The sequence below is a fragment of the Alistipes sp. AF48-12 genome (genome assembly GCF_003477565.1).
Taxonomy (GTDB): Bacteria; Bacteroidota; Bacteroidia; order Bacteroidales; family Rikenellaceae; genus Alistipes_A; species Alistipes_A hominis.
The window spans coordinates 21,434-41,893 of sequence record NZ_QUDJ01000023.1 but is presented as its reverse complement, the minus strand read 5'-3'; the positions used below and the strand labels follow the sequence as shown (position 1 = coordinate 41,893).

At 56.0% G+C, this 20,460-nt stretch carries 18 protein-coding genes and 3 pseudogenes; 11 read left to right on the top strand and 10 right to left on the bottom strand.

Going from position 1 to position 20,460, the window contains the following annotated elements:
- Positions 1 to 110 precede the first annotated feature (110 nt).
- Positions 111 to 563, top strand: coding sequence for a YhcH/YjgK/YiaL family protein (locus DW082_RS12535; RefSeq protein ID WP_055202458.1), 453 nt, complete (start codon positions 111 to 113; stop codon positions 561 to 563).
- A 138-nt stretch (positions 564 to 701) separates the two neighbouring features.
- Here the strand turns inward: DW082_RS12535 and DW082_RS12530 are convergent, their stop codons facing one another.
- Positions 702 to 1,679, bottom strand: a complete 978-nt coding sequence (locus DW082_RS12530; protein WP_259335626.1) for a hypothetical protein — start codon at positions 1,677 to 1,679, stop codon at positions 702 to 704.
- 144 nt (positions 1,680 to 1,823) lie between these two features.
- On the opposite strand from DW082_RS12530, the gene DW082_RS12525 reads away from it, so the two are divergent.
- From DW082_RS12525 to DW082_RS12500, 7 genes and pseudogenes are all read left to right on the top strand, one after another.
- Positions 1,824 to 2,240: a Fur family transcriptional regulator gene (locus tag DW082_RS12525; protein ID WP_055202454.1), complete on the top strand. Its 417-nt coding sequence runs from the start codon at positions 1,824 to 1,826 to the stop codon at positions 2,238 to 2,240.
- A gap of 50 nt (positions 2,241 to 2,290) precedes the next feature.
- On the top strand, positions 2,291 to 2,842 hold the full coding sequence (locus tag DW082_RS12520) for an NADH peroxidase (protein WP_055202452.1): 552 nt from the start codon (positions 2,291 to 2,293) through the stop codon (positions 2,840 to 2,842).
- Positions 2,843 to 3,049: 207 nt separating this feature from the next.
- Positions 3,050 to 5,233: a bifunctional (p)ppGpp synthetase/guanosine-3',5'-bis(diphosphate) 3'-pyrophosphohydrolase gene (locus tag DW082_RS12515; RefSeq protein WP_101572045.1), complete on the top strand. Its 2,184-nt coding sequence runs from the start codon at positions 3,050 to 3,052 to the stop codon at positions 5,231 to 5,233.
- An 8-nt stretch (positions 5,234 to 5,241) separates the two neighbouring features.
- A pseudogene (gene xseA, locus DW082_RS12510) lies at positions 5,242 to 6,216 on the top strand (exodeoxyribonuclease VII large subunit); the annotation flags it as partial.
- A 107-nt stretch (positions 6,217 to 6,323) separates the two neighbouring features.
- Positions 6,324 to 6,617: a hypothetical protein gene (locus DW082_RS15540; protein WP_409049081.1), complete on the top strand. Its 294-nt coding sequence runs from the start codon at positions 6,324 to 6,326 to the stop codon at positions 6,615 to 6,617.
- The gene (gene xseB, locus DW082_RS12505) at positions 6,618 to 6,815 is read left to right on the top strand and encodes an exodeoxyribonuclease VII small subunit (protein ID WP_055202449.1); all 198 of its coding nucleotides are present in this window, start codon (positions 6,618 to 6,620) and stop codon (positions 6,813 to 6,815) included. It begins immediately after the preceding gene.
- A gap of 4 nt (positions 6,816 to 6,819) precedes the next feature.
- Entirely contained in the window at positions 6,820 to 7,584 is a 765-nt protein-coding gene (locus DW082_RS12500) for a class I SAM-dependent methyltransferase (protein WP_101571706.1), read from the top strand.
- A gap of 85 nt (positions 7,585 to 7,669) precedes the next feature.
- Here DW082_RS12500 and DW082_RS12495 read toward each other — a convergent pair whose 3' ends face one another.
- The 3 genes from DW082_RS12495 to pyrE are packed head-to-tail and all read right to left on the bottom strand — an operon-like array spanning position 7,670 to position 9,048.
- Positions 7,670 to 7,960 (bottom strand): putative quinol monooxygenase, encoded by a 291-nt coding sequence (locus DW082_RS12495; protein ID WP_055202445.1) that lies wholly within the window; start codon positions 7,958 to 7,960, stop codon positions 7,670 to 7,672.
- Between the two features lie 33 nt (positions 7,961 to 7,993).
- Positions 7,994 to 8,404, bottom strand: coding sequence for a polyketide cyclase (locus DW082_RS12490; protein ID WP_055202443.1), 411 nt, complete (start codon positions 8,402 to 8,404; stop codon positions 7,994 to 7,996).
- Positions 8,405 to 8,415: 11 nt separating this feature from the next.
- Positions 8,416 to 9,048, bottom strand: a complete 633-nt coding sequence (pyrE, locus tag DW082_RS12485; protein WP_055203497.1) for an orotate phosphoribosyltransferase — start codon at positions 9,046 to 9,048, stop codon at positions 8,416 to 8,418.
- Positions 9,049 to 9,055: 7 nt separating this feature from the next.
- Here pyrE and DW082_RS12480 point away from each other — a divergent pair, with 7 nt between their 5' ends.
- Both DW082_RS12480 and DW082_RS12475 read left to right on the top strand, forming a co-directional pair.
- Positions 9,056 to 9,670, top strand: a complete 615-nt coding sequence (locus DW082_RS12480; protein WP_055202440.1) for an NUDIX hydrolase — start codon at positions 9,056 to 9,058, stop codon at positions 9,668 to 9,670.
- A 120-nt stretch (positions 9,671 to 9,790) separates the two neighbouring features.
- Positions 9,791 to 11,848: a S9 family peptidase gene (locus DW082_RS12475; protein ID WP_259335624.1), complete on the top strand. Its 2,058-nt coding sequence runs from the start codon at positions 9,791 to 9,793 to the stop codon at positions 11,846 to 11,848.
- Between the two features lie 113 nt (positions 11,849 to 11,961).
- Here DW082_RS12475 and DW082_RS12470 read toward each other — a convergent pair whose 3' ends face one another.
- From DW082_RS12470 to DW082_RS12460, 3 genes are all read right to left on the bottom strand, one after another.
- Positions 11,962 to 14,022: a peptidylprolyl isomerase gene (locus tag DW082_RS12470; protein ID WP_118458882.1), complete on the bottom strand. Its 2,061-nt coding sequence runs from the start codon at positions 14,020 to 14,022 to the stop codon at positions 11,962 to 11,964.
- A 147-nt stretch (positions 14,023 to 14,169) separates the two neighbouring features.
- On the bottom strand, positions 14,170 to 15,429 hold the full coding sequence (locus DW082_RS12465; protein WP_055203495.1) for a hemolysin family protein: 1,260 nt from the start codon (positions 15,427 to 15,429) through the stop codon (positions 14,170 to 14,172).
- A gap of 216 nt (positions 15,430 to 15,645) precedes the next feature.
- The gene (locus DW082_RS12460; RefSeq protein ID WP_055202434.1) at positions 15,646 to 16,284 is read right to left on the bottom strand and encodes an MBL fold metallo-hydrolase; all 639 of its coding nucleotides are present in this window, start codon (positions 16,282 to 16,284) and stop codon (positions 15,646 to 15,648) included.
- A gap of 86 nt (positions 16,285 to 16,370) precedes the next feature.
- Between DW082_RS12460 and DW082_RS12455 the strand changes: the two genes are divergently transcribed.
- Complete coding sequence (locus tag DW082_RS12455) at positions 16,371 to 16,739, top strand: DMT family protein (RefSeq protein ID WP_101571698.1); 369 nt, start codon at positions 16,371 to 16,373, stop codon at positions 16,737 to 16,739.
- A gap of 202 nt (positions 16,740 to 16,941) precedes the next feature.
- On the opposite strand, the pseudogene DW082_RS12450 reads toward DW082_RS12455, so the two are convergent.
- The 3 genes and pseudogenes from DW082_RS12450 to DW082_RS12440 all read right to left on the bottom strand — a co-directional run bounded on the left by DW082_RS12450 (position 16,942) and on the right by DW082_RS12440 (position 20,123).
- Positions 16,942 to 18,188: pseudogene (locus DW082_RS12450) on the bottom strand (glutamate-5-semialdehyde dehydrogenase).
- 33 nt (positions 18,189 to 18,221) lie between these two features.
- A pseudogene (gene proB, locus DW082_RS12445) lies at positions 18,222 to 19,312 on the bottom strand (glutamate 5-kinase).
- A 19-nt stretch (positions 19,313 to 19,331) separates the two neighbouring features.
- Positions 19,332 to 20,123 (bottom strand): pyrroline-5-carboxylate reductase, encoded by a 792-nt coding sequence (locus DW082_RS12440; RefSeq protein ID WP_101571691.1) that lies wholly within the window; start codon positions 20,121 to 20,123, stop codon positions 19,332 to 19,334.
- Positions 20,124 to 20,460 lie beyond the last annotated feature (337 nt).

The window sequence follows — 20,460 nt, the reverse complement described above, 5'->3', positions numbered from 1 at the left end:
CGGCTTTTGGTTTTCCCGCCGTTTGTACGTACCTTGCATCGGTAAACGAATTTTGGTTTTCCCGCCGTTTGTACGTACCTTGCATCGGTAAACGAATAAATGCCTGATTTATGATTGTCGATACGTTATCAGGATCGGGGCGGTACGACGCCCTGCATCCCCGGTTCAAAAAAGCTTTCGATTATGCCGTCGCCCGAATGGATACGTTGGCTCCCGGGAAATACGCCATCGACGGAGACGATCTGTATATCGTAATCAGCGAAGGGTTGCTCCGGCCGGAGCAGGAAGCTCCTCTCGAAGCGCACGATCGATACATCGACGTACAGATCCCGCTCCGGGTTCGGGGCGAAGAGCGGTTCGGATGGCGTCCGCGCGAACGGTGTATTCTGCCCCGGGGCGAATTCGACGAAGCGGCCGATATTGTTTTTTTCGACGATAAGCCTTCGTGCTATGTGTCGCTGCATCCGGGGGAATTCGTCGTTTTTTTCCCGGAAGACGCGCACGCCCCGCTGATCGGCAGCGGCAATGTCCGGAAAGCGATCCTGAAGATCCGGGCTGTGTGAGAGCCGGCGTTCGCTATTCGAAAAGGCGGACGATCGCTTGTTTTTTCTGCCTTAGGTAGGTGACCGGGAACCGGAAGAAGGACACTTTGTTCCCTGAGACGGAGTATATTTTCAGCGAGTCCGGACAGTTGCCTCTCATCAGTCCGACGGCGGTCTTTTTATCGAAAGCGCTGAAATAGAGTTTACACTCTTTGTCGTCCCGGAGCAGAGCGCTGCGGTACAGGCCGCCGGCATAGAATGAGCCAGTTTCGGGGACGGGGCGAGCAACAGCCGCCGTTTTTCGAAAAAGAGTCCGTCGCGGCTGCTCCACAAGGTCAGGTTTCGGAAGTCGTAAATCACCATGTAATAGATGCTGTCGATCCGTTGTACGTCGATGTGCCAAGGGACGACGGCGGTGTCCGACAGCCGGCAATACTCTTTTTTCTGCCAATTTCTGCCATCGTCCGAGAACGAACGGCAAATGCTCCGGGATTCCCCGATATCGTTGATATACCACATGCAATACCGGCCGCCGATCTTTTGGATCGCGGGACTGACGATCATGCCTCCGGGGCCTTCGCGGACGACCGCCGGATCTTGGAGATCGATGACCGTTTCCCGTTCCGACCAGTGTATGCCGTCGGCGCTGTATTTTCGCAGGATGTATGTTTCGTCTCGCTGTGTGCGGCTGATGCGGTACCAGCACTCCAGCGTGTCGCCGTTCATCACCAGATGGGTGTCGGAAAAGAAATCCCGGTTCTCGATCTCGGTTTCGTTCAGGTCGTCGATCGGGTTGACCAAGTCGCCCGGCGTTTCCCAGTGTATGCCGTCGTGCGAGGCGTGGATGCACGGGTTTTCCCATCTGGCTCGGTAAGGAGGCAGGCCGTTCCAATCGCCGTCCGGCCCCAACGGGTAGGGCGTTTCCGCCATCCAGTAAGCATACCCGTTCCATCCTCCGGGAATGTATACCACCGAAGGATGGTAAGGTTGGGCGTTTCCTTCCGGCGTTTCGATGTCCAGCGGACTTTGGTTGTACGGTTCGAAAGCGAAATACCGATATACGTAGTCGATGGCGATCAATAGCGTGATTGCGAAAACGATATATCCGTATTTACGCTTGGTCCTAATTAGTTGCATGATGCAAAAGTAGACATATTTTCATACGTTGTATGCAGGATATAAGGTAAAATCCAAATAAATTCCGTCCGAAAAATTTGCAGATTCGAAAATTCGATATATATTTGCATTCGATTAATAGTTGTAATTAATACAAAATTGTAGATGATTCAGGATTTGCACCGTTATTTGATGGAATACGGCATCCGGCCTTCGTTGCAGCGGCTCGCGATCATGGAGTATCTCGTGACGCATCCGACGCATCCGACGGCCGACGAGATCCATACGGCGCTCAGTCCGTCGATGCCGACGCTTTCCAAAACGACGGTGTACAATACCCTGAAGTTGCTGGCTGCGCACCGCGCGATCCTGTTGCTCGATATCGACGAGCGGAACAGCCGTTTCGACGGGGATGTTTCTCCGCATGCGCATTTTCGTTGCCGGAGCTGCGGCGCGGTTTACGATCTGCCGTTGGCGGTCGATCCGGAAGCGTTGGAGGTGAGCGATCCGCGTCACGAAGTCGACGAAGTGCAGGTCTATTATAAAGGCTACTGCGAGCGGTGCCGGAAAAAATCGAACTAGTGGGTAAAATGAAATAATAACAGAATCAATCACTTAAAAACTTGATGGCTATGAAAAAGAAATTTATTTGTACGGTTTGCGGTTATGTTCACGAAGGGGATGCAGCTCCCGAATTTTGTCCGCAGTGTAAACAACCCGCGTCGAAATTTAAGGAAGTGGTCGAAGGAGAAGCGCTGACGTGGGCCGACGAACATGTGATCGGCGTGGCCAAAGGCGTAGACGAAGAGGTGCTCGAGGGTTTGAGAGCGCATTTTGCCGGCGAGTGCAGCGAGGTGGGCATGTACCTGGCGATGAGCCGTCAGGCCGACCGCGAGGGATATCCCGAAATTGCCGAGGCGTTCAAGCGTTACGCATGGGAGGAGGCAGAACATGCGTCGAAGTTTGCCGAACTGCTGGGTGAAGTGGTTTGGGATACCAAGACCAATGTGAAAGCCCGGATGGAAGCCGAAAGCGGCGCCTGCGAAGATAAGAAACGGATCGCTACCCGTGCCAAACAACTGGGACTGGATGCCATTCACGATACCGTCCACGAAATGTGCAAAGACGAAGCGCGTCACGGAAAAGGTTTCGAGGGACTTTACAACCGTTATTTTAAGAAATAACGATTCGAAAACGGATTTGACGGGCGGAACCCTCTGTGGCTCCGCCCGTTTTTCGTGTGCCGCGGGGTCGGATTTATTCGTCGGGGCGGGGGCTGTCCGGGATGTCGGGTACCGGATCGTTCGCACGAATGGAATCGTTGCGGAACGGAGGCGGATTTGTTTCCGAAAAATTATTAACTTTATCGCACGAACCTAACAGGGATGAATATGGAAGAGGTTGAGAAAGAGATTGATCTGGATGCCGAATATTACCAGCCGTTTTTGGATCTGGCGCGTTCGGTATTCGACGACGAGGTTTTCGGGGTGGTGCGTTCGGCATTGTGTCTGGCGGTCGACCGGTTGAAAGGGCTGGTTCGTCACGACGGGACGCCTTTCGTTACCCATTCGATCAATACCGCGATGATCGTGATTCAGGAGGTGGGACTCGGGCGGAATTCGACGGTCTCGACGCTGCTGCACGATGTGGTGCGCCTGCAGTTGATGGATGTTCATAAGCTCGGGAATCATTTCGGAAAACAGTGCGTCGGCATCTTGCAGGGGTTGTGCAACATCTCGGACGTCGATCCGAAAGTGGCCAACGACCAGGTCGATAATTTCCGGGAGCTGATCGTTTCTTATTCGACCGATCCCCGCGTGATTCTGATCAAGCTGGCCGACCGGCTCGAAGTGATGCGCCGTCTGGAGATTTTTCCGCCGGAGAAACGGGCCAAAAAATCGTGGGAAAGCCTGAACCTGTATGCCCAGATCGCGCATAAGCTGGGATTGTACAATATCAAATCCGAACTGGAGGATCTCGCCCTGATGCACCTGGAACCGGACGATTACGAGTACATCCGCAAGCGGTTGAACGAAACGGCCGCCGAACGCGAGGTATTTATCCGCCGGTTCGTGCGCCCGATCGAAGAAAAAATGCGGCATCTCGGGTTCAAATACCATTTGAAAAGCCGTACCAAGTCGATCTATTCGATTTGGCGCAAAATGAAGCGGATGCGAATCGGCTTCGACGAGGTGTTCGACCTGTTCGCGATCCGGATTATCATCGACTGTCCGCAGGAGCAGGAGAAGGCGCAGTGCTGGGCGATCTATTCGATCGTCACCGATTTTTATACGCCGAATCCCGACCGGATGCGGGACTGGATATCCATCCCGAAGTCGAACGGTTACGAATCGCTCCATACGACGGTCGTTTCCAATGAGGGGCGCTGGGTCGAGATACAGATTCGCAGCGAGCGGATGGACGAGGTCGCCGAACGCGGCGTGGCGGCCCATTGGCGTTACAAAGGCGTCAGCGGCGGAACGATGGGAACCGAGGAGTGGTTCACCAAGCTGCGCGAGATCATGGAGACGACTCAGCCGCAGGAGATCGCGCAGAAGTTCGATGCAAAGCTGTCGTCCGGCGAAATCTTCGTGTTCACGCCGAACGGCGACCTGCGCAAACTGAGCGAAGGGGCCACCGTGCTCGACTTCGCGTTCGATATCCATACCAATCTCGGAGCTACCTGCGTCGGCGGTAAGGTGAACCACCGTAACGTGTCGTTCCGCGAAGTGCTGCGCAACGGCGATATCGTCGAGATACTGACGTCGAAAACCCAGAAACCGAAAGCCGATTGGCTGAATATCGTCACCACGAGCAAAGCGCGCAACAAGATCCGGGCCTACATGCGCGAGGAGCAGGCCAAGGCGGCCAGTCTCGGGCGGGAGGAACTCGAACGCAAGATCAAGAACTGGAAACTCTCCATCACGATGGACGACGCCGTGATGGTGCTGAGCAAATACTACAAATTGCGGACGGGAACCGAGCTGTACGGGCAGATCGCACAACAGAAGATCATCCTGCCCGACATCAAGGAGATCCTGACCCGCCACCTGAACGGGACGCTGGACGACGGGCATCCGTTGAAAGCTCCGTCGGCCGCGAAGATCGTTTCGGACAACGACGACGCGCTGATTATCGACAATTCGCTAAGTAATATCGAATACAAACTGGCCAAGTGTTGCAATCCGATCTTCGGGGACGAAATATTCGGTTTCACGACGATCAACAGCGGGATTACGATCCACCGGCAGGATTGCCCGAACGCCCAGCGGCTGAAGGAACGTTACCCTTACCGGGTGTTGCCGGCGCGCTGGCAGCAGAACGCGGCGAAGGGCGCGTTCGTCGCGACAGTGCGTATCCAGGCCGAAGATGCGACCGGCCTGGTGAATAAAATCGCCGAAGTGATCAACCGCGACCTGAAGATCAATATCCGTTCGATGAGCCTGAACTCGTCGGGAGGAATGCTCTCCGGGTTGATCAACATCGAGGTGACCGGTACGCAATTGGTCGATGCCGTCGTCTATTCGCTGATGCGAATTAAAGGGGTGCAGAAAGTGTTCCGGGTAAATAAATAACCGCAGAGATGCCGGCTTCCACGCATATTTCTCTCAGCGAACTGCAGGCGCTTATCAAGCGCGGGATCGACAACGCCCATCCGCTGCCGTACTGGGTGACAGCGGAGATCAGCGAACTGAAGGTGAACTATTCCGGCCACTGTTACATCGAACTGGTCGAAAAAGGCGGGGCGAACCATGTGCCCAAAGCGAAAGCGAGCGCCGTGATTTGGCGCAGCGGTTATCCGATGATCGCGTCCTATTTCCAGGGAGCGACGGGCCAGGTCCTCGCAGCGGGGCTGAAGGTGCTGGTCAAGGTGGTCGTTTCGTACCACGAACTTTACGGATTGTCGCTGCAGATTACCGATATCGACCCGACCTATACGCTCGGCGACATGGAGCGCCAGCGACAGGAGACGATCCGGCGGTTGCGACAGGACGGCGTGTTCGACATGAACCGCGAGTTGCCGCTGCCTGCGGCGATTCAGCGGATTGCGGTGATCTCGTCGCGGAATGCGGCGGGTTATCAGGATTTTATGAAGGAGATTTCATCCTCTCCCTACGGATTCGAAATTACGTTGTTCGACGCTTTCATGCAGGGGGCCGAAGCCGAGGAGTCGATCGTCCGGGCATTGGGCGAGGCGGCCGACCGGGCGGACGGTTTCGATGCGCTGGTGCTGATCCGAGGGGGCGGTTCGCAGAGCGATCTGGGGTGCTTCAACAGCTATCGGCTGTGCTGTTACCTGGCGCAGTTCCCGCTGCCGGTGATCGCCGGGATCGGACATGATAAAGACCAGAGCGTGGCCGATCTGGTCGCGGCCGTTTCGTTGAAAACGCCGACTGCCGTGGCCGTGTACCTGAAAAACGGGATGGCCGAATTCGATGCCGGACTCGACGATATGAGGAAGGAACTGAAGGAGGCGGCACAGGCGTTTTTCCTGCAGCGGCGCAGCGCGTTGAGGGATGCGGCGTTCGCGCTGAACCGGATTTCGACGCAGGGGACGCAGGCGGTGCGGCTGCGGCTGGAACAGTTGCGGCGGTTGCGCTGCGGCATGGGGCGGCGCAAGCGATCCGCCGCCGGGAAGACCGCACGGCGGCGCTGCAGGCGCAATTGCGGCAATCGGCTCGTTTTGCCTTTTCGGACGCGAATTTCCGACTCGATAATTTGTCGGCCATGCTCAGACACCGCAGCCGGGAATACGTCGCATCCCGTACGAAAGCGTTATCTTTGCTGGGCGACCTGGCGGCTACGCGCGATCCGGACCGGATTCTCGACATGGGGTTTGCCGTCGTGCGCAGCGGCGGGAATATCGTGACCGATCCGGTCGGCTTGCAGGCGGGCGATTCGGTAGAGATCGTGATGAAACGCCGGACGATAGAAGCAGAAATCAAAAAAATCAAATAGATGGAAAAATCGAAAATTACATATGCGCAGGCGATCGCCGAAGTGGAGCAGATCCTCGAGCGGTTTAACAATGAGCAGATGAACGTCGACGAACTGGGCGCTCAGGTCAAACGGGCCGCCGAACTGATCCGGTTGTGCAAGGAACGGCTGCGAAAAGCCGAAAAAGAGGTCGACGAGGCCCTGAAAGAGGAGGAATAGCCCGATGAAGCAGTTGATCCGATTCGTATTGCGACATGTGCCGCGCCGTTATATCCAGCGGGTAGTGCATCTGTGCACGCCGCTTGTGGGGCTATTTTACGCCGGGAGCCGGGTGCAGTGCCCGGTGTGCGGCAACCGTTACCGGAAATTCATGCCCTACGGATACGTCAATTCGCGTGAAAATGCGTTGTGTCCGCATTGCCTGGCGCTCGAGCGGCACCGACTGATGTGGCTGTACCTGCAAAACGAAACCGACTTTTTCGAAGCGCCCGCGCGGGTGTTGCATATCGCTCCGGAGTATTGCTTCCTGAAGCGGTTCGGTCGGCTGCCGCAGTTGGATTACGTGACCGCCGATCTGGAGTCGCCGTTGGCGAAGGTTAAGATGGATGTGCAGCGAATCCCGTTTCCGGACGGGGAGTTCGACGTGATCTTCTGCAACCACATTTTGGAGCACGTCGACGACGACCGGCAGGCGATGCGGGAACTTTTCCGCGTGATGCGTCCGGGAGGCTGGGGGATCATGTTGTCGCCGGTCAATCCCGACCGCGAGACGACTTACGAAGATCCGTCGATCACCGATCCCGTGCAGCGTGAACTCCATTTCGGACAAAAAGATCACCTGCGTGATTACGGCAGGGATTACGGCGAGCGCTTGGCCGAAGCCGGGTTCGATGTCGAAGAGATCGACTACATCCGTTTCCTCAGTCCGGAAGCGGCGGCGTTGTACGGGCTGCGTTCGGAAATGATCTACCTCGTTCGGAAGGAATAAGGCTGGTTCGGGAAAAACGAACGCCTCTCTGCCGGAATGTACGTATCCGGCCGGGAGGCGTTTTTGTATCGGGCGGCGTCTTGCGTCAATCGATCGGTTCTGCGTCGAATTTCTGGATGTCGATGCCGACCGACAGTTTTTCGATCTGCGGCAGCAACGTCGTGAAATGCTTGGTCGCTTCGTGCTCGGCGAGCACTTCGGCGTTCTGCCAGACCTCGATGATCGCCAACCGCATCGGGTCGGTGGGATGCAAGTAAAATTCGTAGGAGATGTTGCCCGATTCCTGCTGCGAGGCTGTCGTAAGCGCTTCCAGCAGGGGCAGTACTTGCGGGCGGTTTTCTTCGGAGACCGTAATGGTTACGATAATGTTGATCATGGTATTTCGTTTTAAGTTAAACGTCGTTTCCGTTTAAACCGGGGCGTTGTTGAACGCCTCGGCGATCTGGTCGGCGATTTGGTCGACCGCCTGGGCCAGCTTGCCGCCGATCATCATCTTCATCATCATGTTCAGTTGCACATGCAGTACGATGCGCATCCGGGTGTCCTGCTCGTCGACGCTGACCAACTGCACCCAGAACGTGAAATCCATCGGGGAGCCGTCTTCGCCGGTCACTTTGACCAGCTTGTGCGGCTCTTTCTCGACGATCCGCAGGCTGACGGGAAACCCCTTCGCCTTGAACGAGCAGGTATTCTCCTCCGCCGTCCAGCCTTCCACTTTGTCGGCCAGTACCGGCGTGAGGTTGTCGAAGCGCGACAGGACGCTGTAAATCATCGAAGCCGGCCGCCGGATCCGGACGTGTTTGCTTTCGTATTTCTCCATTTTCGTGCCGCTTATTTTTTCCAGTTCGCCGGGTCGCGGCGCCACTCCTTCAGGGTCTGCAATTCGTCTTCGTGGACGTAGCCCTGGTTGACAGCCAGTTCGATCATCGTTTTGTAGTTGCTCAGTGTGTCGAGCTTCACGTCCGCTCCGGCGAAATTTTCTTCGGCGGTCGGAAAACCGTAGGTGAAGATCGCGACCATGCCCAGCACGTCGCATCCCCCCTCGCGCAGCGCTTCGACGGCGCTCAGGCTGCTGCCGCCGGTGGAGACCAGGTCTTCGACCACGACCACTTTGGCTCCCGGCCAGTATTCGCCCTCGACCTGGTTGGTCAGCCCGTGCGATTTCGGCGAGCTGCGGACGTAGATAAACGGCTTGCCCATTTTTTCGGCGACCAGTACGCCGTGCGCGATAGCTCCGGTGGCTACGCCGGCGATGATGTCCGCGTCGGGATATTTTTCGGAGATGATCTTCACGAATCCTTCGTAGATTTCCTTCCGGACGGCCGGATAGGAGAGGATCTTGCGGTTATCGCAGTAGATGGGCGAGTACCAGCCCGACGCCCAGGTGAAATGATTTGTCGGATTTAATTTAATTGCCTTAATTTGTAACAGACTTTCAGCGACTTTTTTGTCTAAATCACACATTATTACCATGTATAAAGTTTATATTGAAAACAGTGCCGTGCTGTTCGCGCAGCAGCTTCCGGCCGATCCGCAGGGCGAAGTATTCCGGGTGGCTCCCGGCGAAACGCCCGCTATTACAAAGTTCTTGCAAAAACTTCAATTTACCAAAAAGTTATACGTAATATCCGAAAATATTGAGCGTATTTTCGACGAATTCCGGGCATCGCTGCCTTTTATCGAGGCGGCCGGCGGCTTGGTGGTCGACGATGCGGCGAAAGTGCTGATGATTTTCCGCAACGGCCGCTGGGATTTGCCGAAGGGAAAACTCGAACCGGGCGAACGGATCGAAGACTGTGCCGTGCGGGAAGTCAGCGAGGAGTGCGGTCTGCGGATCGAAGAACTGCAACGGAAAGAGCCGATCACGCACACGTTCCACTGTTACCGGATTCGGGAGCAGTGGGTGCTGAAACGGACGGCTTGGTATCACATGCGCTACGTCGGAGGGCAACGACCGCAGCCGCAGACGGTCGAAGGGATTACCCGGGCCGAATGGATCGAGCCCGAACGGGTGCCCGAACTGCTGAGCGGCACCTATTATACGATCGGCGACGTTTTTCGGGAAGCCGGTTATCCGGTGCGGTAGGGCTGCCGGATACTAAACGTTCGAACGATGAAAAGAGGTTTGTTCTTTGTACTGAAAGCCGTATGCTGCGTATGGATGGTTTTGCCGTACGGCTGTTCTTTCCGAAAAAACGATGATAAGATGAGTGCTGACCATGTACTGACCGACGCCGAACGATCGGCGGGGATACTGACGCCCGAGGTAATGTGGAAAATAAAGAGAGTCGGCAGCGCCGCCCTTTCGCCCGACGGCCGTACCGTGCTTTATACGGTTACGACCTACGACATGAAAGAGAACAAGGGAGTGACCAACATCCGTTCGGCGCCGGTATCCGGGGGCAAATGGATCCGGGTCACCGATCCCGGCAGCAACGAGTCGTCGCCTCAGTGGAGCGCAGACGGACGTACGATCTATTTTATTTCCGACCACGGAGGCAGCGACCAGGTTTGGTGTGCGGCTCCGGACGGGAACAACCGTCGTCAGGTGACCGACATCCCCGGCGGCGTCGAGGGCTTTTCGGTCGCTCCGTCGGAGAACCGGCTGATGTACGTCGCCCGGGTGCCGGTCGAAAAGCGCAGTTCGCCGGAAATTTATCCCGATCTGGACCGTTCGAAGGCGAAGATTTACGACGACCTGATGGAGCGCCACTGGAATTATTGGGACGACGGGAGCTACCGTCATATTTTCATCGCTCCGCTGACGGGCGGCGCGAAAGTGACCGGAGGGACGGATATTATGCCGGGCGAGCCGTGGGATGCCCCGACGGCGCCCTATTTCGATATTTCGGAAATCGCGTGGAACCGCGCCGGAACCCAATTGGCCTATACCTGTAAGAAGCTGACCGGGAAAGCGTATGCGCTCAGCACCGATTCGGACGTGTACCTTTACGACCTTGCGTCCGGGCAGACGCGCAACCTGACCGAAGGGATGCCCGGGTACGACAAATATCCGGTTTTCTCGCCGGACGATTCGATGTTGGCGTTCACCAGTATGGAGCGGGCCGGGAACGAGTCGGACAAGAGCCGACTGTTCGTCGAAACGCTGGCTACCGGCGAAAAACGCTACCTGACCCGGAACTTCGATTACAATGCGGGAAACGTGCGTTGGGACGGGAACGGGACGTTGTATTTCATTGCGCCTGTGCGGGGAACCTATCAGGTGTGCCGGGTCGACCTGGCGGACGATTCGGTGCGCGTGCTGACCGCAGGGGCGCACGATGTCAATGCGATTACGCTGAACGGGGGCGAACTGGTCGGCGAAGTGACTTCGCTGTCCGCTCCGACCGAACTTTTCAGGATCGATCCGGCGGACGGAACGATGACCCGGATCACGAATACCAATCCGGAAATCTACGATCATATCCGGATGGGGGAGGTGCGCGAACGTTGGATACGGACTACCGACGGCCGGCAAATGTTGACGTGGGTCGTGCTGCCGCCGGATTTCGATTCGACCGAACGCTATCCGGCGCTGCTGTACTGTCAGGGAGGACCGCAAAGCGTCGTAAGCCAGTTCTGGAGTTACCGTTGGAATTTGCAGTTGATGGCGGCGCAGGGATACGTGGTCGTCGCACCGAACCGGCGCGGCGTGCCTTCGTTCGGACAGCAGTGGCTGGATCAGATTTCGGGCGATTACAGCGGGCAGAATATACGCGATTACCTGAGCGCGATCGACGATGTGGCCGCGGAACCGTGGGTGGACGGCGGCCGGTTGGGCTGCGTCGGGGCGAGCTACGGCGGATATTCGGTGTTTTTTCTGGCCGGGCATCATCAAAAACGCTTCAAAGCTTTTATAGCCCATTGCGGGATGTTCAATCTGGAGAGCATGTACGGGGCGACCGAGGAACTATGGTTTCCGAACAACGATCTGGGCGGTCCGTACTGGAGCGACGACACGACGGCGCAGCGGTCGTATGCCAATTCGCCCCATAAGTTCGTGAAAAATTGGGATACTCCGATTCTGATTTTTTCGGGTCAGGGCGATTTTCGGATTCCGTATACCGAGAGCTTGCAGGCCTTTACGGCGGCCCGGCTGATGGGGGTGCCGAGCCGGTTGGTGTCGTTCGAAGACGAGGCACACCAGATTTTCAAACCGCAGAATTCTTTGGTTTGGAACCGGGAGTTTTTCGGATGGCTCGATAAATATTTGAAGCATACGGAGACCGATTCGGCGCAGTCCCCCGATTCGTCGAAAAGATAACCCGGAACAGGATTTTTCTCCGGATAATACGGAGAAAGCGAAAAACAAGCGGGACGGACTTCGAAGTCCGCCCCGCTCGGGTTATAGGATCGGATGTCCGATTCCCGGTTCCGTTAGAAGAATTTCACACGGTTGTCGGTGATCTTGCTCTGTTCGGTCAACGCCTGGTTGACGCGCTCCATAATATAGGCCTGCGCGCTCGCTTCGAGGCGTACCTTTTCGCTTTCCGGGGTTACGTTGTCCACTTTGGCTCTCGAAGTTACGTCGAACAGGAAGACGCCTTTCTGTCCGGCAACGGGTTTCGACAGCGTATTTTCCTTCGCTCCGGTAACGGCTCCGATCAACTTCGGTTCTACGCCGACGCTTTCGATGTAGAACGAGTTGAAGTCGATGTTAGCCGCTTCTTTGACTTCCAGGTTCAGTTTGGATGCCACTTCGGCCAGCGAGCTTCCGGTCATCTCCTGAGCCAGGATCTCGCCTTTTTTCTGTTCGCGCAGGATCGAAACGATCTGCGGAGATACGGTTTCGAGCGGTGCGATTCCGTCTCCCGAAACGCCGGTGATGGCGGCGATTACGTAGTTGCCGTCCACTTCCATGATGGCGGATACGTCGCCTTTGTTTCCGTTGTAGGCCCAGCGGACGATTTCACGCGAATTGTTGATGCCGCTGACGTTGCGGTCGGTATTTTTTATCCGTACGACCCGTTTCGACAGCGAATTGTCCGTAGCCGCTTTTTCGAAGTTTTCGTACGATCCGGCCGCTTCGCTGATGAATTTGCTGGCGTTGGCGTAGATGGTTTGCTGGGTCGTTTCGCTCGGTTCGATTTTATAGGTGATCGTGGCCAACTGCACTTTTTTCTTCGGTTCGCTCTTGTAGGTTACCTGTCCGACATGGATACCGAACTGCGTCTGGACGGTGAAATAGTCGCCCTTGTTCGTTTCCAGGACGGCTTCGCTGAATTCCGGAACCATCTGTTCGGGCTGGAAGACGCCCAGGTCGCCGTCTTTCGCTTTCGCTCCGGGGTCCTGCGAATAGGTCGCCGAAAGTTCTGCGAAGGAGGCGCCGCCTTTCAACGCGTTCAGAATGCTGTCCGCAGTGGCCTTCTGGTCGGCTCCGATCAGGATGTGACGCGCTCCGACCGAGTCCGGCAGCATTTTGGAATCGGCCACGCGGGCCATCGTGTACATGTCTCCTTCTTTGGTCGGGCCGTACATTCCGTTGCTGTTCGCTCCGAAGGCGAACGCGGCCAGTTCGGCGGGCAACTGATCTTCCGTGAAATACCGTTTTTCGGTCGGGTTCTGGGAGTTCAGCGTGGCGTATTGCAGCGGGGTTTCGCTGACGGCGAATTCCGCGGCGATCTCGTTGATGTGCTTTTCGGCATCGACGTAATCGCTGTCCGAAGGCAATACGTCGAACAGTACGTATTCGATGTCGCGCGAAGCCGTCTGGCGGAAAATATTCTTATGAGCGTCGTAATATTTTTTGACTTCGGCTTGCGAGATGTCGATCGTCGAATCGGCGACCTGCGAATAGTCCTTGACGATGTACGAAATGGCATTGGTTATGTCGGAATTGGCGACGCCCTGTTCCACTTCGAGATCCGTAACGTACATTCCCTTGGCGACCAGCGTGATGTATTTGGACAGGTAACGCTGCTGAATCATCTGGTCTTTGATGAAGTTCCAAACCAGCGCCGCGGTGGGATCTTTGTCTATCTGGGTCACGAAATTGCGCACGATCGCGGGGTCGAAGGTTCCTGTGTTGGGATTCGTGAAAGTGGTGCGGATCACCGGCGAGATGAACGAACCGTCCACCATGTCGATCTGCTCGTTCTCGCTGACCTGAAGTCCCGATTGTTCGAAGCCGGGCTCCCAGGCGTACTGCATGATCAGCGCCTGCCATACTTGGTTTTTCACATTCTCCTGCTGCTCGGCCGAAAGGCTCTGCGATCCGTACATGGTCTCCAGGGCTTTCGTATAAACGTCGACCTTATCGGCGAATTCGGCGTAACCGATTTTCTCGCCGTTGATCGTGCCGACTTTCATTTTGCGATCGTTCATCAGCTTGGCTCCCGTGTTCCCGAAATCGCCCAACAGAAAAGAGAGCAGAGCGATTCCGATCACCACGGACACGATAATTCCGCCCCGGGTCCTTAATGTGTTTAATGTTGCCATATTAGAGATTTAGTTTTTGTTTACTGCGTTTGAAACATATAACAGGTTCCAAAGGTAATAAAATTCTTTTTTGTAATAACAAAACGGAGTTAAGATTCTCCATTTTTCTCCCCGCTGCGTCCGGTTCGGGCCCGTTTTGCGGTCTTTTCAGAGGATCGTGACGCGTACCAGTTCGATTTTAGAGGCGTTTACGCGCAGGATTTTGAGCCGTTTGTTGTCTGCCAGGATGGTTTCGCCGACTCCGGGTATGCCCTGGTACTTCGAAATTACATAGCCTGCCAGCGTGTCGTAGTCGTCGCTTTCGGGGAAGTCGAGCCGGTATTTTTCGTTGATGGCTTCGATCTCGAGCCGGCCCGAAAACAGGAACTCCGTGTCGCTCATCTTTTTCTCCACCAGATCCTGCGAGTCGTGTTCGTCTTCGATCTCTCCGAAGATCTCTTCGAGGATATCCTCGCTGGTCACCATGCCGGCCGTCCCTCCGAACTCGTCGATCACCACCGCCACCGAATGGTGTTTCTTGATAAAGGTGGCCAGCAGTTTCCGGGTCGGCATACTTTCCGGCACGTAATCCACCTTGTTAATGATTTCCAGGATGCTTCCGGGTTGCTGGAACAGGTTTTTGGTATGGATGAAACCGATGATGTTGTCGATACTCCCGTCGTAGACCAGCAATCGCGAAAACTGCGTTTCGACGAAACGTCTGGTCGCTTCTTCGACCGGACAGTTCTGTTCGACCGCTTCGATGTCGACGCGGGGAACCATGCAGTCGCGCACCAGCCGGTCGGAAAAGTCGAGCGCGTTTTGGAACAGGCGGATGTCTTTTTCGTTTTGCTGCTGTTCGGGGCTGTCCGAGACTTCGTCCAGCAGGTGGGCCAGATCCACTTTGTTGAACGTGTTGATCCGCTGTTCGCGGTTCAGCGACAACCCGAAGATTTTGAAGATACCCACCGCGATCAGAGTCGTCAGTTTAGCGACCGGATAGAACAGCAGGTAGAAAAAGTAGACCGGGACCGCAAAGTTTTTATAGTAGAAATTCGGGTTCAGGTGTACGACCGCCTTCGGGATGAATTCGGCCGTGAAGATGATGATCAGCGTCGATACCAGCGTTTCGATCACGTAGGACGCGCCGTTGCCGAGGATCAGTCCGCTCCGGACGAGCAACAGTTGGATCAATACGCTCATCTGCAATGAGTAGATGACCAATGCCAGGTTGTTGCCCACCAGAATCGTCGTGATGTACTGTCCCGGATATTTCGAGAACAGGCCGGCCACGTAGCCGAACGCCCGGCTTTGTTTCTTTTCGATTTCGAGTTTCAGTTTGTTCGACGACAGGAACGCGATCTCCATACCCGAAAAAAATGCGGATAGAGCCAGCGAAACGACGACGGTAATGATGACGGCAAGCATGCTGTTCGGTTGCGTTTTTCGAGAAGCGGGGTAGACGATTCCGCTTTCCCGTCGCAAAGATATGAATTTTCCGGATTGATTCGTCCGGTCGGGTACGCTATTGAACGGCGATCGGCTCCGGTTTTTACGTAAGAGCGGTTGCCGTCCGCGAAAACCGGAAAATAGGGTGGGCGTTCGGAACGGTCGGCCCCGTGCCGTTGCGGTTTACGAAACGTCTTAACGGATCCGAATGGCCGGCAACGCTTTTTGCAGCGTTTCCCGGTCGACCTCGAAATAGTGGTAGGGGTACAGGTAGGTCGGACGGATCAGCCGGGCCGTTTCGACGAACATCTGGTCGCTCATCGTGTAGGGCAGGTTTTTCGGCAGGAAGGCGATATCGACCGGACCCAGCTTTTCCATCTCCGGGATCAGTTCGGTGTCTCCAGCGATATAGATCCGCAGGTTCGCCACTTCGAGCAGATAGCCGTTTCCTTCGCCTTTAATATGGAACGGAACCCCCGGCGAACGCATGGCGATCCGGTTGTAGGCGGCTGTGGCGCGTATGCGGAATTCGTTCCAGGCGGTTTCTTCTCCGTTTTTCAGCGCTTGGCCGCGCCCGAGTTCGCGGATCGCCAACGGGCTGCCGATGATCTGCGTCGAGGGCTTCTCGATATCGGCGATCGCGAAGGAGTCCAGGTGGTCGCCGTGATGGTGGGTGATCAGGATCAGGTCGGCTTTCGGAAGCCCGCTGTAATCGGCTATGTCGCCGTAAGGATCGACGTGGATGATTTCGTCCCCGTAGCGAAACATTACCGAAGCGTGACCGATGTAGGTCACTTCGAGCGTTTTGTCGGTAGTCGGATATGTATCGGTCATAATCGTTCTTTTTGAAATTTTGTTTGACAAGCGTAAATTTACGAATAGTTTGTAATTTTGTCGCGCAAAAATTGATTTGATCCATAATGAAACCTTATCTTACAATCGGGATGCTCGTTATCTCCAATATTTTCATGACTTTCGCATGGTACGGACAGCTGCATCTGCGGGGGCAGCGTTGGTTCGACACGCTGCCCCAGTTGCTGGTGATCGTGTTCTGCTGGAGCATCGCGTTTTTCGAATACATTTTCCTGGTGCCGGCCAACCGGATCGGGTTTCAGGGGAACGGAGGGCCCTTCACGCTTTTCCAATTGAAAATTATTCAGGAGGTGGTTTCTCTCACCGTGTTCACCGTATTCGCCCTGACTTTTTTCAAAACCGAGACGTTCCGCTGGAACCATCTGATGGCTTTCGTGTGCATGGTGATGGCGGTCTATTTTATTTTTAAAAAGTAATTGCCGGAAAAGTTTTTTCTCGGAGAAAATTCGAAACCGGACGGAGCCGGGTACGGATCGGCGCTCGTATCCGGTGACAGTGAATCGTTTTGTCTTGAATCTGGTAACGAAGCGGCCCGAAATATTTCGGGCCGCTTCGTTTGTTTTTTATTTCCTCCGACCGTTCCGGCGGGAGGTCGGTGTCCGCTTCCGGACGGTACTGTCAGGCGCGGGTTTGTCCGTCTCCTTCGACGATGTATTTGTAAGAGGTCAGCTCCTGAAGCGCCATAGGGCCTCGGGCATGCAGCTTCTGCGTGCTGATCCCGATTTCGGCTCCGAGGCCGAACTGGGCGCCGTCCGTAAAGGCGGTCGATACGTTGGCGTATACGCAGGCGGCGTCGACCCGCTGTAAGAACAGTCGGATCGTCTCCGGGTTTTCCGATACGATGGCTTCGCTGTGCCGCGACGAGTAGCGCGCGATGTGTCGGATCGCCTCGTCGACCGAGTCGACCGTTTTCACCGACATGCGGTAGGAGAGGAACTCCGTCCCGAAGCTGTGTTCGTCGGCCGGTTGCAGCAGTTCCGCCGGATAGTGCCCGTTCAGGGCTTTCCATGCCTCTCCGTCGGCAAGGATAACGACGTTTTTGCCGGCCAGCGGCGCGCATAAGGCGGCCAGGTCGGCGAGCCTGTCCCGATGGAAAACGAGGCAGTCGAGCGCGTTGCATACGCTTACGCGGCGCGTTTTGGCGTTCAGTACGATGGCGGTTCCCTTTTTCAGGTCTCCGTCGCGGTCGAAATAGGTGTGGCAAATGCCCGCTCCCGTTTCGATGACCGGGACGTGCGCGTTCTGCCGGACGAAGTCGATCAGCCTTTGCTGCCGCGCGGAATGATTAGGTCGACGTAACCCACGGCGTTTAGCAGTTCGGCGGTCGCCGCTCGGTCGGCCGGCATCAGCGTTACGCAGTTTTCGTCCAATCCCTGTTCGCGCAACACCTCCCGGATGACCCGGACGATCGCCTCGTTCGAACACCGGGCGTCGCTGCCTCCTTTCAGGATGCAGGCGTTGCCGGATTTCAGGCACAGCGAGAAAACGTCGAATCCGACGTTCGGCCGCGCTTCGTAAATCACGCCGATCACGCCGAACGGTACGCTTACTTTCGTGATTTTCATTCCGTTCGGACGGACTGTTTCGCTCAGTATTTTTCCCAGCGGCGACGGCAGCGACGCGACATTGCGGATGTCGGCGGCGATGCCCGCGATGCGTTCGCGGTTCAGCAGCAGGCGGTCGTACATCGGGTCGGACGGCTCCATCCGCGCCAGGTCCTCCCGGTTGGCTTCGAGGATTTCGTCCGTGTGCTTTTCGGCGGCGTCGGCCAGTGCGGTCAGCGTCCGGTCGATTTTCGATGCGGAAACGCAGTTCAATTCCCGCGACGCTTCGAGCGCTTTTTCAAAACAGTCTTTCAGTTGCATGGCTTTCTGTATCGTTTGTTAATCGTTTTCCTGTCAGTCGAGGTATAGGTAGTCGTAATGGACGACCGGCCTTCCTCCTTTTTGCCCCATCGTTTGGCGCGCTTGGCGCTGCTACAGGCGACGCGCCCGACCCCGATCGGTTCGCCGTCCGGGGCGACGATGCGGACGATATCGTCCTTCTCGAACTCTCCTTCCACACGGTTTACGCCGATCGGCAGCAGGCTCGTCGCCGACGGGCCCGTCAGAGCCGTATAAGCGCATTCGTTGATGTGCAGCTCGCCTTTGGCGAATCCTTCCGAATGGGCGATCCATTTTTTGACCTGCGAGATCGTTCGCGGGGCCGGAACGAAGCGCGTCGAGACGACTTCGGATCGTTCGGCCAACAGTTGCGGCAGGATGTTGTCTCGTTTGCCGTTCGCCACGATTACCTCGATCCCTTCGTCGGCCACCTTCATCGCGATTCGGCATTTGGTCAGCATACCTCCGCGGCCGAACTGCGATTTCCCGGTGCAGATGTACTGCGCCAGGTCGTCGCGTTGCGAGCCGATTTCCCGCAGTACGCTCGATGCGGGGTCTGCCGGGTTGCCGTTGTAGATGCCGTCGATGTTGCTGAGGATAATCAGCGCCTCGACGTCCATCATCGCGGCGATCAGGCCCGACAGCTCGTCGTTGTCGGTGAACATCAGTTCCGTCAGCGAGATCGTGTCGTTCTCGTTGACGATCGGGATCACGCCGTTTTCGAGCATCACCGACATGCAGTGCTGCTGGTTCAGGTAGTGGCGCCGCGTCGAAAAGTTCTCTTTGGTCGTCAGCACCTGTCCGCAGGTGATGCCGTATTCGCGGAACAACTCGTAGTAGTGGTTGATCAGCTTCACCTGTCCGACGGCCGAAAAGAGCTGGCGGGCCGAAACGGAATCCAGTTTCCGTTGCGTCTTCAGCTCGTTGCGTCCCGATGCGACGGCCCCCGACGACACGAGAATCACCTCGACGCCTGCGCGGTGCAGCGCGGCGAGCTGGTCGGTCAGCGCCGACATCCGCGTCGTGTCGAGCGTCCCGTCCGGGCGGGTCAGCACGTTGCTGCCTACCTTTACGACAATCCGTTTGAATCTGTATGAGTTGTTCATAATCTTTGCTGTACGGTCGTTAACGGCTTTTGAGCAATCCGGCGCGGACGGCTTCGCTGAAACCGCCTTCGGCCATCGCGTCGAGTCCTTTCAGCGTCAGTCCGCCGGGCGTGGTCACCTTGTCGATCTCGGTTTGCGGCATCGTGCCGTTGGCTTGCAGCAGGGCGAGCGCGCCGCGCATCGTCTGCATGACGATCTCGCGCGACTGGGTTTCGTCGAAGCCCAGTTCGACGCCTCCTTTGATCGAGTCGCCGAGGTATTTCAGCGCGAAAGCGATTCCGCACGACGCCAGCGAAGTGCCGGCCGCCATCATCGCTTCCGATACCACTACGGTCTGTCCGAGTTCTTTGAACAGCGTGACCACGGCATTCAGCTGGCTTTCCGAAGCGCCGTCCGATGCGATGAACGTGACGCTCTCGCGCAGCGAGATCGCCGTATTCGGGATCAGCCGCAGCAACGCCGGGCGGACGTCTTTCCCGTTGTCGAGCATGGTTTTCAGTTTTTCGAAGCTGACGCCCGCCACGACCGATGCGAGGCATTGCCGGTCGAAGTTGAGTTTATCCCGGAACGTGGCGGATACCTCTTCGGCCAGCCACGGTTTGACGGCCAGGATGATCAGGTCGGCTCCTTCTACGGCCGCGGCGTTATCCTGAGACGTCCGGATCGCGGAGTTCAGGCCCTTGATTCGTTCGAGCGCGGCGGCTGAAGGATCCGCTACGGTCAGATCCGATGCTTTCATCAATGTGCTGGCCGCCAGTCCTCCGGCGATGGCGCCGCCGATGTTGCCTCCTCCGATAATCGTGATTTTCATGGTTTCGATGTTTTATTTTTTTATTGAAACGTATGCTATTAACTTACAAAATTACGAAAAATCTCTGGAAAAGACGAGCAGAAAGGGAGAAAGGTACGCGAAATAATTATAAATAAAGTGTTTGCGGAAATAAAAGAGGACAAGGGGAAAAACGGGGTAACGCAAAGGAAGGCGGATTTATGAAGTAGTACGGTTTTCAAATCGTTACCCGCTGAAAGATGCTTTCTCAGTAAAACAACCTCTATTTGTGACAGCGGTGCCATAGACGAGTTCCGTTACTGTTTTGATGGCGACGGCAAGTTTCCTGTCGCTATTGTCCTTGGTTCTGACGGCATAG